12 protein-coding genes are annotated in these 14,425 nt (G+C 53.6%); 2 read left to right on the forward strand and 10 right to left on the reverse strand.

Annotation, left to right across the window (positions count from 1 at the left end):
• Window positions 1–34 precede the first annotated feature (34 nt).
• A complete protein-coding gene (locus ACAN56_RS12605; protein WP_038588938.1) occupies window positions 35–1,147 on the reverse strand; it encodes a citrate/2-methylcitrate synthase in 1,113 nt (370 codons plus the stop codon).
• A 389-nt stretch (window positions 1,148–1,536) separates the two neighbouring features.
• Between ACAN56_RS12605 and ytvI the strand changes: the two genes are divergently transcribed.
• Window positions 1,537–2,652, forward strand: a complete 1,116-nt coding sequence (gene ytvI, locus ACAN56_RS12610) for a sporulation integral membrane protein YtvI (RefSeq protein ID WP_379143133.1) — start codon at window positions 1,537–1,539, stop codon at window positions 2,650–2,652.
• Between the two features lie 156 nt (window positions 2,653–2,808).
• Here ytvI and ACAN56_RS12615 read toward each other — a convergent pair whose 3' ends face one another.
• Genes ACAN56_RS12615 through ACAN56_RS12625 form a run of 3 tightly spaced genes read right to left on the reverse strand, consistent with a single transcriptional unit; the run spans window position 2,809 to window position 4,965 of the window.
• Entirely contained in the window at window positions 2,809–3,207 is a 399-nt protein-coding gene (locus ACAN56_RS12615; protein ID WP_379143135.1) for an FxsA family protein, read from the reverse strand.
• The gene (locus ACAN56_RS12620) at window positions 3,204–3,743 is read right to left on the reverse strand and encodes an acyl-CoA thioesterase (RefSeq protein WP_379143137.1); all 540 of its coding nucleotides are present in this window, start codon (window positions 3,741–3,743) and stop codon (window positions 3,204–3,206) included. Before ACAN56_RS12620 ends, ACAN56_RS12615 begins: the two co-directional genes overlap by 4 nt.
• Before the next feature lie 40 nt (window positions 3,744–3,783).
• The gene (locus ACAN56_RS12625; RefSeq protein ID WP_038588927.1) at window positions 3,784–4,965 is read right to left on the reverse strand and encodes an MFS transporter; all 1,182 of its coding nucleotides are present in this window, start codon (window positions 4,963–4,965) and stop codon (window positions 3,784–3,786) included.
• A gap of 101 nt (window positions 4,966–5,066) precedes the next feature.
• Between ACAN56_RS12625 and ACAN56_RS12630 the strand changes: the two genes are divergently transcribed.
• A complete protein-coding gene (locus ACAN56_RS12630) occupies window positions 5,067–5,810 on the forward strand; it encodes a G1 family glutamic endopeptidase (RefSeq protein ID WP_379143140.1) in 744 nt (247 codons plus the stop codon).
• A 132-nt stretch (window positions 5,811–5,942) separates the two neighbouring features.
• Here ACAN56_RS12630 and pyk read toward each other — a convergent pair whose 3' ends face one another.
• The 6 genes from pyk to ACAN56_RS12660 all read right to left on the reverse strand — a co-directional run bounded on the left by pyk (window position 5,943) and on the right by ACAN56_RS12660 (window position 14,308).
• Window positions 5,943–7,367, reverse strand: a complete 1,425-nt coding sequence (gene pyk / locus ACAN56_RS12635) for a pyruvate kinase (protein WP_038588922.1) — start codon at window positions 7,365–7,367, stop codon at window positions 5,943–5,945.
• A gap of 331 nt (window positions 7,368–7,698) precedes the next feature.
• The gene (locus tag ACAN56_RS12640; RefSeq protein ID WP_379143142.1) at window positions 7,699–8,700 is read right to left on the reverse strand and encodes an acetyl-CoA carboxylase carboxyltransferase subunit alpha; all 1,002 of its coding nucleotides are present in this window, start codon (window positions 8,698–8,700) and stop codon (window positions 7,699–7,701) included.
• Window position 8,701: 1 nt separating this feature from the next.
• Complete coding sequence (accD, locus tag ACAN56_RS12645; RefSeq protein WP_339225824.1) at window positions 8,702–9,595, reverse strand: acetyl-CoA carboxylase, carboxyltransferase subunit beta; 894 nt, start codon at window positions 9,593–9,595, stop codon at window positions 8,702–8,704.
• Window positions 9,596–9,670: 75 nt separating this feature from the next.
• The gene (locus ACAN56_RS12650) at window positions 9,671–9,859 is read right to left on the reverse strand and encodes a hypothetical protein (RefSeq protein WP_038588919.1); all 189 of its coding nucleotides are present in this window, start codon (window positions 9,857–9,859) and stop codon (window positions 9,671–9,673) included.
• A gap of 145 nt (window positions 9,860–10,004) precedes the next feature.
• Window positions 10,005–10,505 carry a phosphatidylglycerophosphatase A family protein gene (locus ACAN56_RS12655; protein WP_038588916.1) on the reverse strand — a complete coding sequence of 167 codons (501 nt, stop codon included), beginning with the start codon at window positions 10,503–10,505 and terminating at the stop codon, window positions 10,005–10,007.
• A gap of 74 nt (window positions 10,506–10,579) precedes the next feature.
• On the reverse strand, window positions 10,580–14,308 hold the full coding sequence (locus ACAN56_RS12660; protein WP_379143146.1) for a DNA polymerase III subunit alpha: 3,729 nt from the start codon (window positions 14,306–14,308) through the stop codon (window positions 10,580–10,582).
• Between the last annotated feature and the right edge of the window lie 117 nt (window positions 14,309–14,425).

Below are 14,425 nucleotides of genomic sequence, written 5' to 3' on the forward strand. Positions count from 1 at the left end.
ACTAGAGGGGTGGAGCGGCCCGCAAGGGCCGCCTTTATCTCTCGTCAACGGGAACGTATTTCTGTTCGGACATCCCAGTGTATTCAGCACGCGGGCGGATGATGCGGTTGTCTACATATTGCTCCAGAATATGCGCTGTCCATCCCGAAGCGCGGCTGATGGCAAAAATCGGCGTGAACAACTCCCGCTCAATGCCAAGCTGTGTGTATACCGAAGCCGAGTAGAAATCCACGTTTGGCTTCAGTCCCTTCTGCCCGGTGATCAGCTCCTCAATCTTGACGGACATATCGTAGAGTGTAGTGTCATTCTTCATGGTGCCCAGCTCGTGGGACATCTTCATCAGATGTTTGGCACGCGGATCCCCATTCTTATAGACACGGTGTCCGAAGCCCATAATTTTCTCACGGCGCTCCAGCTTCCCGCGAATATAGGGCTCCACTGCATCCAGACTGCCGATCTCCTCCAGCATCTTCATTACGGCCTCATTCGCTCCGCCATGCAGCGGACCCTTAAGGGCACCAATCGCAGACGTCACACCGGAATATATATCGGAGAGAGTAGCCACAGTCACACGGCCGGCAAATGTGGAGGCATTCAGCTCATGGTCTGCATGCAGCACCAGTGCAGCATCCAGCGCCTTGACGGATACGACATCCGGCTGTTTGCCCCATAGCATATAGAGAAAATTCTCTGCGATGGACAAGCCTTCTTTGGGTGCAATGGGCTCCAGACCTTTGCGGATACGTGCCAGCGCAGCCACTATGGTCGGAATCTGCGCCTGAAGCTTCACTGCTTTGATTTCATTCGCTTCACGGCTCATGTCATCCGCCGCTTCATCATAGAGCGCGAGACTTGATACGGCGGAGCGCAGGGCAGCCATCGTGTTCGCTTCTTTGGGATACAGCTTCATTTGTGCAATGACCTGCTCCGGAATCGGTGCAAATGCGCTGAGATCACGTCGCAGAGCCTGCAGCTCAGGCGTAGTAGGCAGATTGCCAAACCACAGCAAATAAGCGGTTTCTTCAAAGGTGGCATTCTCCGCAAGATCGTCAATATCAAATCCGCGGTAAGTGAGGACGCCATCCACAATCGAGCTGATTGAGGAAGTCGTGGCGACGATGCCTTCCAGGCCTTTAGTAGCTGTCATAGTATATCTCTCCTTTGCGAACAAGGGTATAAAAGCCATTTCTAACATCGTGAAAACATTTACATTTTAAAGGTTTAAAAACATAAAAAGAAGGCGATAAGACATCCTTAAAGATTGCAACCAACTTTCAGTGTAGAACCTTTAATAATCATACCGGATTTTGACGGTTATGTGAACAACGTGGAAGCTTTGACACGCATCAAATGATTTTATCGGAGAGATAGAAAAAAACTTCCGATCTTCCTGTTTCATGATTGCGCTTTCAGGTTATAGAGTCTGCCCTGTTTTTGTGCTTTATGACTTTTGATAGTCTGTAAAATCAATCTATGAATATACATAAGACGAGCAGTTATTTTCTTGCGGGAGCAGCAATAGTGGAGGGATGAACGATGGACACGCTTGTGTTAAAAAGAGTGCTGCGCGGCCTTTGGGTCGTTCTCGCCGCTGCAGGGCTGCTGTTCGCCATCTATGTATTGCTTCCGCTGCTCTATCCGCTCCTCTTGGCCTGGCTGCTCGCCTATATCATTCATCCGCTGGTGGTGATCCTTAAAGGCTTTAAGCTTCCGGGCTGGCTCGCCGTCTCGCTCTCGCTGCTGTTCTATATCGGAGGTACGGCCCTTGTACTGACTGCGCTGATTACCCGGCTGGTGAAAGAGCTGATTGTGCTGCTGCAGACCTTAGATCTCCATACCGACCAATGGCGCGAGCTGCTGCTGTCACTGGGCCGCAATGCCAGCATTCAGAATATTATTAACCAAATCAACCAGTTTTACCACGACAACCCGGACTATCATGCCACTATCGACAGCAACATCAGCCGGACTACCGAAACCGTGGGCCACGCCATGACCCAGTTGATCACCGGTTTTTTCAATATGATTCTGAAGCTGATTTCCGCGCTGCCAAGCATGGGAACCATCCTGATTGTGATCGTGCTAGCCGCCTTTTTCCTCAGCACCGGCTGGGATCGCCATAATGCAAAATTGACTTCATTGCTGCCGGCGCCTCTGCTTAGACCGGTCTCTGAGATTTGGAGTGATTTGCGCAAAGCGCTGTCCGGCTATCTGCGGGCCCAGTTAGTGCTGATTTCCGTTACCGGGGTTATCGTCATTATCGGGCTCCTGCTGCTGGGTGTAGACTCCGCCTTTGCCATCGGTCTGACGGTCGGCATCGTTGATTTGGTCCCTTACCTTGGCGTCGGTGTTGTATTGCTCCCTTGGGCGCTGTACTCCTACATGACCGGCAACCTGGCTCTGGCCATCGGATTGCTGGTACTCTACGGGATCATTCTTGTGACCCGCCAGGTGCTTGAGCCCAAGGTGCTCGCCAGCAGCATCGGGCTGGACCCGCTTACCCTGCTTGTTGGCATGTTCGCCGGCCTGCAGCTGTTCGGCATGCTCGGTCTTCTACTGGGTCCTGTTATTCTGGTCATCCTTGACGCCTTCCACCGTGCCGGTGTGTTCCGGGCGCTGCACAGCTATATTGTGAGCGGACGTCTGCATTAGTCCAACTAGGTGTATGGAATACAGCAGGAACCGTAAAACAGTCCCTTATAACGAAACAGAGCGGAAGCCATCCAAGTAGACGGCTTCCGCTCTGTTTCGTTTCCTAGGTTCATGCTATTCGTCTGGTACACAAAGCAGCGCATAGACAGGTTTCTGTTACCTGCGGTAAAAGGTGAAGCTGCCATTTTTCATTTTCTTCTCAATCCATCTAAGCAGAAAAACCCGGTACAGCGGCCGGGTCAGCGGAAACACCAAAGAAAAGCCGATTATATCCGTTACAAAGCCCGGCAGAATCAGCAGCAGACCGCCGAAAAAAATACACAAGCCGTCCAGCATCGTCCGTCCGGGCACTTTGCCTTCCTGCATTTGTATTTTGCTGTCCTGCAGTACCTTTTTGCCTTCGAACCGCATCATGAGCAGTCCTATCACTGAAGTAGCCAGAATGAGCAGCAGCGTTTTGGGCGCTCCAAGATAACCAGCGACATAGATGAACCCGAATAATTCCACGGCCGGGATAATAAACAAGGCAGCCCACAGCCATTTGTTCCCGATCATACTGCTCCTCCTTCTTCTTCCCTGAGCGCCCCGGTTATCGCTTGATACAGCTCCGGCAGCGCCCGATCCAGTCTTACCGGCTTCCAGTCCTTGTTCAGCCAGACATGACTGGTAGAACCGCTAACCAGAAGTTCTCCCGGAAGAGTCTGGGCTGTAGTCAGCGCTGAAAGCTCTCCGTGTTCCGCAGAACCTTCGCCGCCACTTTCCCCATCTTCCTCAATCCGGCGCACCTCATATTCATACACAACTCTCAAAGCTGAAAAAACCTTAAGCCGCGCATAGACGGCGATAAGATCATCATATCGCGCCGGACTTTTAAATTGCAAATCTGCCGCAGTCACAGGAAGAAGCACTCCCATGTTCTCCAGTGAACGGTAGGCGAAGCCGAGCTCGCGGAACATCTCGGTGCGCCCGCTCTCGAACCAGCTTAAATAATTGGCGTGGTACACCACACCCATTTGATCGGTTTCCTGGTAACGCACGCGGAAAGCAGTGCTGTGCCAGCGGCTGGAAAGCACCCGATTACGTGATTCCATAACATATGCTCCTTTCTGTATTAACTTGCGGAAGCGGCAGCTAGACGCCAACTCCGCCCGAGGACATCGTCTTCGGAACGCTGCTCCTTGAGCTTCTGGCTACATAGAAGAGCAGTACCGCCCCGACGGCAGAACTTATCATGCAAGACACATTCATCAGCCCGACACCGCCCTGACTAAGCAGAAATCCATTCAGCAAATTGCCCAGAATTCCCGCAAAACCGGAAAATACGATATTGAAGACACTTTGGCCTGTTGCCTGCATTTCGGATGAGGTAATCTGCGACACATATTCAACAGCAGCAATATAAAAGAGCCCGAATGACAGACCGTGCAGCACCTGCACGCCGATCATCACCGAAGGATGGGGAAAGGCTACCTGAATCCCCCAGCGCAGCACATAGATCAGTGCACCCAGCAGCAGCGTACGCTCGCGTCCCAGCTTACGGATGACTTTCGAGGCATACAGCATGGAGGGCACGTTGGTCACAGAGGCTAGGAAAAGCGCAATTCCGGCATACCCGGTGGAGCCGCCGACAGATTGGAAGGCCACTACAAAATAAGTGCCGAAAGCCGTCATCGTCTGGTTCACCAAAAAGCTGCCGCCCAGAAAAGCCAGGAAGATGCGGTTGCCGAGCAGTTTTTTGACCCCTTGAGCCAGCGATTGGCTCATCATATGATTCTCTTCCGCCTGTCTGGGCAGGGTCAGGGCAAAAATGACGGCAACTGAATTTAAGAGCAGGAACGGGAGCCATATCGTAGAGACTGAAAATCTCTCAACATACTGGCCACCGGCATAGGCCCCTACAGCCGCTCCTATGCTCATCATCAGCCGGATGCTGCCGTAGGTGGATCCGGCTCTGTTCGCCGCTGCAATGGCGTAAGAATCGGCGATAGGGGCCTGTGTGGACGAGAAGATCGTGGACACCGTGTATACCAGCAGAAGAACAATGAAATATTCCGAACGGTAGAATACGGCCAGCACCGCCGGCACAGCCACACTTAGAATAAGTACAAGACGCGCCTGGTTATACCTATCGGAGATAAGACCCCATACAGGCTGAATACATATGGCAATAAGTGTTCCTACCGCCATCATCATACCAATTTGGCTGACATCCATTCCGTTATACTTCAGCAACAGCGTCAGATAGGAACCAAACGAGCCGCCGGCAAGTCCCAGGAAGAGATAAAAGCCGCGCAGCTTCAGTAGTTTTTCCATTTGTGCTATATTTCCTCTCCAATCCTTTTTAACAGAATACCCAACCTTTGCAAGACTTCGCCGCATTAGATAGAGCAGAACCTAATAGAGGCGGTGAACAAGTGAGCACAGTTTATAAATTAAAGCGCGGTCGGCCTTGTCTCACGGACAAAACCAACAAGGGAAGAGCTCAAAGCACGGGCTTCGGCTGGACCTCCAGCAACTGGAGCGGATATGCCATCACAGGCAAAAAAGGAGCCTTCCGGAGGATCTCCGGCGAGTGGGTTGTCCCCTATGTCAAGCCCACTTCCAAAGCCAGCTATTCCTCGGCCTGGATTGGAATCGACGGCTTCAAAAACAGCAATCTGATTCAGACCGGCACCGCACATGAATCTATAAATGGAGTCGTCCGCTACTATCCCTGGTGGGAAATACTGCCGGCAATGGAGACGGTTATTCCTCTCCCGGTCTCTCCCGGAGACCGCATGCGGGCAACCATCGCAAAGATCAGCCGCGGCAAATGGCGCATAACCCTGCGGAATCTCAGCAAGAACTGGATTTTCCGCACTATACAGCATTACACAGGCCCGCAGTCCTCCGCTGAATGGATCATGGAAGCCCCCCAAGTCGGCGGAACTATAGGCGCGCTTGCCCGGGTAACACCCACAAGGTTCAGCCGCTGCACGATCAACGGCAAAAGCCCTAAGCTCACTCCAGCCGATGGAGGTATTATGGTACAGAACAAAACCGCAGTTGCCGTCCCTTCAAGCCCCAACTCCGCCGGAGATACTTTTGTAGTTAAACGTGTTTATCATAAGGGCTCGCCTCTCGTTAACACAAGAAACCCCATTCTCATACGTTCCTAGTGTTTATTTTGCCCGAAACTCTCAATCCAATATATACATTTGACCCTCGTATATCAAGCAAAAAAAGCAATGGTGGAATTCACCATTGCTTTTTATGAATAGAACAATCTGCGTTATAGAAGACTCCTAAGCTTAGTCAGCTGGAATGGTGTCTACTTTCACCAGGTTTGTGGAACCGGAACGTCCCAGTGGGATACCCGCTGTAATTACAACAAGATCGCCTGCTTTAACCAGACCGGAATCTTTACCGCCTTTAAGGGCAGTTTGCAGCAATTCGTCTGTCGACGTAGCTTCTTTACCGAATACAGGAGTTACGCCCCATACGAGAGCCAATTGACGCATAGTTCTTTCTTGAGTAGTCACGGCAATAATTTGCGATTTAGGACGGTATTTGGAAACCACGCGTGCAGTGTGGCCAGTTACAGTCGAAGAAATGATAGCTTTAGCGTTCAGGTCCAGAGCGGAAATCGCTACGGATTGGCTGATGGCTTCAGTAACCGTTGTTTCTTGAGCAATTTGTTGCTTCATGAAGATTTCACGGTGGTTCAGGGCAGACTCAGCTTTCTCAGCAATGCGGGACATTGTGAGAACGGACTCTACCGGATATTTCCCGGCAGCAGTTTCACCGGACAGCATGATTGCATCTGTTCCGTCGAAGATAGCGTTCGCTACGTCACTTGCTTCAGCGCGGGTAGGACGCGGGTTGCGCTGCATGGAATCCAGCATTTGGGTAGCTGTGATTACCGGTTTGCCGGCGATGTTACATTTTTCGATCATCAGCTTTTGAGCCAAAGGCACATCTTCAGCAGGGATTTCCACACCAAGGTCGCCGCGGGCAACCATCAGGCCGTCGGAAGCTGCCAAAATTTCATCAAGGTTGTCAACACCTTGTTGGTTTTCGATTTTGGAGATGATTTGAATATGGGAAGCATTGTGCTTCTCAAGCAGTGCACGGATTTCCAGAACGTCGCTAGCTTTGCGAACGAAGGAAGCGGCGATAAAATCGATGTCCTGTCCGATCCCAAAAACGATATCGTTGGTGTCTTTTTCCGTAATACCCGGCAGGGAGATGGCAACTCCTGGTACGTTAACGCCCTTCTTGCTCTTGATCGTACCGCCGTTAACAATACGGGTCTTGATTTCTGTGCCTTGAATGTCGACAACGGTAAGTCCGATAAGGCCGTCATCGATCAGGATGGTCGAGCCTACTTGAACATCATTAGGCAGGTCGCTGTAAGTGATGGAGATACGGTTTTGGTCGCCAAGGATCTCTTCCGTAGTCAATGTCAGATACTCGTCCTGAACCAGTTCAATCGGTTCTACTTCCAGCTTGCCTGTGCGAATCTCCGGTCCTTTGGTGTCGAGCAGGATGGCAACAGTTTTGCCCAGTTCTTTAGATGCCTGACGGATCGTCTTGATCCGGTTGCCGTGCTCTTCAAAATCGCCGTGGGAGAAGTTCAGACGGGCCACATTCATACCAGCCAAGATCAATTTTTTGATATTCTCCAACGATTCACTAGCAGGACCGATCGTACATACAATTTTACTTTTCCGCATTAGGTTTTCCTCCGTTTTTTCGTTCTCTCTGTCTCACTTTTTCCAACTACAAAATCTACTATAAGGCTTTCTGTTTGTATAGGAACTTTATCACATGTACCTTTTACTGCGCCCTAATGAATATTACTGCAACTTGGACACAAAATCAATGTTATAGCCTTCTTTTACTGTAAATTTAAGTCGAATACATGAAGTTTCAGGGCAAAATAAAAATAACCCTGCGAATGCCGCAGGATTATTTCAATGGTAATAAATGTTTATTCAGGCCAGTCCATATTTTGGACCTGCTGATAGGACTATATGTCTGAAAGTGCAAATGAAACAGGGAGTATTACTCCACGTTCTGCACTTCTTCTTCCGGGTTAACGGCTTCCTGCTGAGCTTCGGAAAACTCGCCGATTTTGCGGAATTTGCGGTAGCGGTCTTCTTTAAGTTCCGCAAAATCCAGGTTCGACAGCTCCTGCAAATGGCGCCATATGGCATCCTTGAGCGCAGCGGCAGTAGACTCGTAATCACGGTGTGCGCCACCCCGCGGTTCAGGAACAATTTCCTCAATCACTTCCATCTCCAGCAGATCGGCGGCGGTGATCTTCATCGCTTCTGCGGCTTGTTCCGCCTTCGAGGCATCCTTCCAGAGAATGGACGCCGCACCGTTCGGGGAGATCGCTGAATAGATGGCATGCTCCAGCATCAGAACACGGTTGCCTACAGCCATCGCCAACGCTCCGCCGCTTCCGCCTTCACCAATGATGATGCAGATGACCGGCACGCCAAGCTGAGACATCTCATACAGGCTGCTGGCAATCGCTTCGGACTGGCCTCTCTCCTCCGCCGTATTACCGGGGTAAGCCCCTTTGGTATCGACAAAGGTAACGATCGGACGGCCAAACTTCTCCGCCTGCTTCATCAGGCGTATCGCCTTGCGGAAGCCTTCGGGATGCGCGCTGCCGAAGAAACGCAGAATGTTCTCCTTCGTATCCTTGCCGCGCTGCTGGCCGATTACGGTAACCGGGACGCCGTTGAGCTTGCCGATTCCGCCTACTACAGCCAGATCGTCGCCGTACAGACGGTCGCCGTGCAGCTCAATAAAATCAGTAAAGATCAGCCCTATAAGATCAAGCGAAGTCGGACGTCCGTGATGCCGGGCCAGATGCATCTTCTGTGAAGCAGAAATATCGGTATAAATCTCTTCCTCAAGTACGCGGTAACGTTCCTCAAGCCGGGCGATCTCATCGCTGAAATCAATGCCCTTCTCTTCACCGAACTGCTTCAGTTCGGCAATCTTCTTGCGCATTTCTACCAGAGGCATTTCAAAAGGCAACTCTCCCGCCAACCTAAAAGCCCCCTTTCACGTCGTGCAAATCCAAAAGCTTGGTTAGCGTGGACCGTAATTCCTTGCGGTGTACGACCAGATCAAGCTGACCATGCTGAAGGTTGAATTCAGCAGTCTGGAAATCATCCGGAAGCTTCTGCCGAATGGTCTGCTCAATGACGATTCTTCCGGCAAAACCGAATACTGCTCCAGGCTCGGCAATAATAATATCGCCAAGACTGGCAAAGCTGGCGGATACTCCGCCCGTTGTCGGGTCCGTAATGACAGAGATATAGAGTCCCCCCGCTTCGCCAAACCGGGCCAGCGCTGCGCTTGTCTTCGCCATCTGCATCAGACTGAGGATACTCTCCTGCATCCGGGCTCCGCCCGAAGTCGAAAAGATCAGCATCGGGAGCTTCTTCTCTGTAGCTTCTTCTACAGCCCGGGTAATCTTCTCTCCTACAACCGAGCCCATACTGCCGGTGAAGAACTCAAAATTCATCACGGCAACAATCACCGGATGACCGCCAATGGTTCCCTGGCCTGTAAGCACGGCTTCAACCTGTCCAGTTTTGGACTGCTGTTGTTCCAGCTTGGAGGCATAGCCCGGAAACTGCAGCGGGTCTACGGATGCCATTTCACTGTCGAACTCGATAAAGCCTTCCGGATCAAGGATCATTGCGATCCGTTCCGACGCGTTTAGCCGCATATGATAACCGCACGAAGGGCATACTTTCAGATTCTTCTCCAGCTCCTTGCTGTACTGGATCGTTCCGCATTTGCTGCATTTGCTCATTAAGCCCTCGGGAATCTCCCGTTTGGGGCGTTCGCCTTCTACCGGTCCGCCGCTCCGCTCCAGACGTTCTGAAGGAATAGTCGCGTACTTCCGTTTTTTCTGAAATAAATCTTTGAACAAGGGTCGCACCTCTTCAGCCGTTTATTTGCGCATATAGCAGCTTGCCGCTGTCATGAATGCCATCTTGATGTCTATTCAGGGATGTAAAATTAGATTAAGGACTTCCTGCACTTCCTCCAGTTCTCCCGAAGGAACCAGAATCTCGAACTGCTGCTTGGACATATTGACCGGACGGCACTTTACCATAAATCCTTCTTCCGTAAGCTTGCTCTGAATCATATCCGCCACTCTGGCGGTTGGCGCAATATAAATTACCGTCCACATGCCCTGCAAAGCCTCCCTAATCTCAATTCCCAGCCGTATCCCGTATAATGGAATCATGATAACACAGTTTTCTTTTTTCCCGCAACAGGAGTAAGGCGCAGAAAGCAAGACCAGGGAGCATTATCCACCAAATAATGGGGGTTAATTATTCCGTACCGCTGACATGGGGATACACCTTGGCCCCTTCATGCCGGTGCGCAATTCTGGCGGATGCCGCCGCCGCAATTCCCGCGACAAGATCGTCCAGAAATACATGAATCCCCTGCTCATCATCATTCAGCTTGCCGATAATGCCGAGCTTTATTTTATCCAGATAACCGAAGCCTGTCAGCCCGATCATTCCGTATACGCCGGTGATGCCAAGCGCCAGAGTCTCGTCCGCTCCGTAGAGCGATTCATCCGCCTCCATCACCGCCTGCAGCGGCTGCGGCAGCAGGCCTTTTTCAGCCAATTCATCCAGCGCAACGCCTGTCATCAGCGTGTACTGCACCTCTCTTTTGCCCAGCACCGATTTAACGCTCGATAAACACTCTTCTTCGGTTAAATCCGGATAATACGCCGACTGCAAAATATATACGATCTCAGCGATGGACGTTAGCGTGACTCCCCTGCGCTCCAGCAGCTCTTTTGCCATTTGATAGGACATGATGTGATTCCCCTTTCCGCACGGGACAGTTCCCTGTGGTTTCCTAATGTATGCGGAAAAAGGCGGAAATGTTCTTATTTTATTCGGACTGTACCTGCTCCAAGCATCCCCTCGATCACTGCGAACAGCTCCTGGGAAGGCTCGATCCGGTAGCCGTCGCTGAGCTCGAGCAGCTTCTGGTCACGCTCGTAGAACAGCAGGGTGGCTGCAGGGCCGGGATGGGTCTGCAGCAGCGCCTGCAGGCGCGAGAGCAGCGCCGGGTTCTCGGAGTCCGGCGTGATCTTGATAAAGACACGCTGGCCGCTCCCCGCTGCGCCGGGACTCCGGCCAGCGGACTCCACAGCGTCTGCGGCTGCAGGACGCTGTCCTGCCGGTCCCGGCGCTGCGGAGCGCGGGGCTTCCTGCGGTGCCGCTGCTTGCGCGGCAGCGGGCCTTGCGGGCGCAGGCGCGGTAACGCCGCCTGCGTTGCTGCGGGCGGCGCCAGGGCCGCCTGCGCCCGCCCGGGAAGCAGACGCACCTCCGGGTGCGCCTGCCGTCTGGGTGCGGCCCGCGGCGGACGCGCGGGCGGCAGCTGCGCTGCGGCGCTGCAGCAGGCTGCGAATCGTGTCGGCGCCAAGCGGCGCGACCTCTTCGGCCAGCAGCTTGAAGCCCTCGTCCTCCTGCTGCACCTTGGCGCGCAGGGCCAAGAGCGCACCCTTCTCGATCAGGCTGCGGCTCCGCTTCCACACCTCAGGGAACAGCACGACCTCGCAGCGCTCGATCTGGTCCTCCCATTCGACAAAAGCCATCGCTTTGCCGGATTTTGTCGTAATTTCCTTGAGCGACACAACCATGCCTGCCGTTACGATCTGGCTCTCATCCTCGGCCTCGCCGAGATCCATCAGCCGCTGCATGCCCGGCTCCTCCAGCAGCTCGGCGCTGTCGTCCAGCGGATGGCCGGACAGATACAGCCCGAGCAGCTCGCGCTCCAGCTCCAGCTGCTGGCCGATGGTGAATTTCGGGATATCCGGATAGCGGATTTCCCAGTTCGGCATTTCAATCAGATCGTCGAACAGCTGGATCTGCAGCTCGTCGCGCTCCTTGCGCCATTTCAGCGCGGCATCGACTGTCTCATCCAGCATCGCAAGCAGCTGTGCCCGGTGGCCTTGCAGACGGTCGAAAGCGCCGGCCTGCAGCAGCGATTCTATCACGCGCTTGTTGCAGACCCGGAGATCAACGCGGCGGCAGAAATCCAGCAGGCTGTCGAACGGCCGCTCCTTGCGGACGGCGATGATGTTCTCCACAGCCAGCGTGCCGACATTCTTGACCGCAGCCAGACCAAAACGGATATGGCCGCTGCCTTCTCCCGGCACAGGCGTAAACAACACGCCGCTCTCGTTGACATCCGGCGGTAATACGCCGATGCCCGTGCGGCGGCATTCCAGCACATATTCGGCCACCTTGCGGTGTGTGCCCATTACTGCTGTCAGCATCGCCGACATAAACTGCACAGGATAATGTGCCTTCAGATAAGCCGTCTGGAAGGCCAGCACGCCGTAAGCTGCAGCATGGGCGCGCGGGAAGCCGTAATCGGCAAACCGCACAATCATATCATAGACAGCGTTGGCATCGGTCTCCAGATAGCCGAGCCTCAAGCTGCCCTCCACGAAGTGACTTCGCTCTTTATCCAGTGTCTCGCGTTTCTTCTTCGACACCGCGCGGCGCAGCAGATCGGCTTCACCGAGCGAGAACCCGGCCATCCGCGAGGCGATTTGCATAATCTGTTCCTGATATACGATGATCCCGTAAGTATCGGCAAGGATCGGCGTCAGGTCAGCATGCGGATACTCCACTTCGATTTCGCCGTGCTTTCCGGCAATAAACTTAGGAATAAATTCCATCGGACCCGGGCGGTACAGCGCCAGCACGGAGACTATGTCCTCGAACCCTGAAGGCTTCAGATCCTTCAGCACGCGTCTTACCCCCGCCGACTCCAATTGAAAGACGCCGGTCGTTTCACCCGCACCAAGCATCTCATAGGTTAGCGGATCGTCATCGGGAATGCTGCGGAAATCGGGTGTACTGCCGCTCATTTCCTTGATCCAGTTCGTGCAGCGTTCAATAATCGACAAAGTCCGCAGCCCCAGAAAGTCCATCTTGAGCAGTCCGACACTCTCCAGATGCTCCATGGAGTACTGGGTGAGCGCGGTGCTCTCGTTGCCGGCCTGAAGCGGCACAGCATCGGTCAGCGGACCTTTGGAGATGACGACCCCTGCGGCATGCGTGGAAGCATGGCGGGGCATGCCCTCGACCTTCATCGCCATGTCCAGCAGGCCTCTGGTCTTCGGATTGCCTTCATACAGCGCCTTAAGATCAGGGCTGCTCTCCAGCGCCCGGGCAATGCTGATGCCGAGCTGGCCGGGAATCAGCTTCGCAGCCTTGTCCACCTCGTTATAGGGCAGGTTCAGTGCCCGGCCCACGTCACGCACCGCCGCCCGCGCCGCCATCGTTCCGAAGGTGATGATCTGCGCCACATGCTCCTGGCCGTATTTATCAACGACATAAGCGATGACCTCATCGCGCCGTTCGTCGCTGAAGTCGATATCAATATCCGGCATCGTGATCCGCTCGGGATTCAGGAAACGCTCGAAGAGCAGATTGTACTTCAGCGGATCGACATCAGTAATCCGCAGACTGTACGCGGTCAGGCTGCCTGCGGAAGATCCGCGGCCCGGTCCGGTAGCGATGCCCTGCCGGTGGCAATAAGCGATGAAGTCCCAGACGATCAGAAAGTAATCGCTGAAGCCCATGCTCTCAATGACACCCAGCTCATAGTCGAGCCGGTTCTCAGCTGTTGCCTTTTGCTCCGGCGAGGCCCACAGCGGTGTATCCGCATAACGCTCCTCCAGCCCGCTGCGGCACAGCTCACGCAAGTAAGCTGCCGCATCCAGCCCTTCCGGCAGCGGGGAATATTCCGGCAGAATATGGCCCCCGAACGTCAGCTCCAGATTGCATTTCCCGGCAATGGCCTCGGTGTTGAGAATGGCTTCCGGCACATGCGGGAACAGTGCCGCCATTTGCTCGCCGCTTTTGAAAAAGAGCTGGTCTGTCCCGATCTTCAGCCGTTCCTCATCATCCACCGTCTTACCGGTGCCGATGCAGATCAGCACATCCTGTACCTCGGCATCCTCCTTGGCCAGATAGTGCACATCGTTCGTGGCGGCCAGCGGAATATCACATTCGGCGGCAAGGGCGATCAGCTTCGGGTTCACCCGCTTTTGCTCCGGAATGCCATGATCCTGCAGCTCCAGATAGAAGTCCCCGCCAAAAATCTCTTTATATCTCAGCGCCGCCCGGCGCGCTTCGTCATCCCGCCCATGCAGCAAATGCTGCGGCACCTCGCCCCCCAGGCAGGCGCTGAGGCAGATGATGCCTTCAGCATGCGCGGCCAGGGATTCCATATCGATGCGGGGCTTGTAATGCTGGCCTTCCAGATGGCCGATCGAGATCAGCTTCATCAAATTTTTGTAGCCGGTTTCATCCTTGGCGAGCAGGATCAGGTGGTAGATCGGCTGATCCTTGCGGCTGCCCCGCTCACGCCGCGAGCCGGCAGTCAAATAAGCTTCACAGCCGATGATCGGCTTGATGCCATTAGCCTTGCAAGCTTTATAGAAGGGGATTGCCCCGTACATCACGCCATGATCGGTCAGCGCCAGCGACTTCATGCCATATTCGCCGGCCCGGCGCACGAGATCGGTAATGCGCGCCGCCCCGTCCAGTAAACTGTATTCGCTGTGCACATGCAAATGCACGTAAGGGCTCATATCCCCACTTCCCTTCAGTCAATAATCAAAACATAAGATGAAACTATTTTATCATATTAAAGGGGGAACCGCCCATAGAATGGAGTAAGAGCACAAGGACAGGCTGAGCTGACGAAC

It is taken from the genome of Paenibacillus paludis, assembly GCF_042610515.1.
In the GTDB taxonomy this organism is placed as follows: Bacteria; Bacillota; Bacilli; order Paenibacillales; family Paenibacillaceae; genus Paenibacillus_AQ.

Excerpts from the sequence above, each read along its gene's own strand:
- ACAN56_RS12605 (WP_038588938.1), bottom strand. The coding sequence starts at position 1,147 with ATGACAGCTACTAAAGGCCTGGAAGGCATCGTCGCCACGACTTCCTCA.
- ytvI (WP_379143133.1), top strand. The coding sequence starts at position 1,537 with ATGGACACGCTTGTGTTAAAAAGAGTGCTGCGCGGCCTTTGGGTCGTT.
- ACAN56_RS12615 (WP_379143135.1), bottom strand. The coding sequence starts at position 3,207 with ATGATCGGGAACAAATGGCTGTGGGCTGCCTTGTTTATTATCCCGGCC.
- ACAN56_RS12620 (WP_379143137.1), bottom strand. The coding sequence starts at position 3,743 with ATGGAATCACGTAATCGGGTGCTTTCCAGCCGCTGGCACAGCACTGCT.
- ACAN56_RS12625 (WP_038588927.1), bottom strand. The coding sequence starts at position 4,965 with ATGGAAAAACTACTGAAGCTGCGCGGCTTTTATCTCTTCCTGGGACTT.
- pyk (WP_038588922.1), bottom strand. The coding sequence starts at position 7,367 with ATGCGGAAAAGTAAAATTGTATGTACGATCGGTCCTGCTAGTGAATCG.
- ACAN56_RS12650 (WP_038588919.1), bottom strand. The coding sequence starts at position 9,859 with ATGTGGACGGTAATTTATATTGCGCCAACCGCCAGAGTGGCGGATATG.
- ACAN56_RS12655 (WP_038588916.1), bottom strand. The coding sequence starts at position 10,505 with ATGTCCTATCAAATGGCAAAAGAGCTGCTGGAGCGCAGGGGAGTCACG.
- ACAN56_RS12660 (WP_379143146.1), bottom strand. The coding sequence starts at position 14,308 with ATGAGCCCTTACGTGCATTTGCATGTGCACAGCGAATACAGTTTACTG.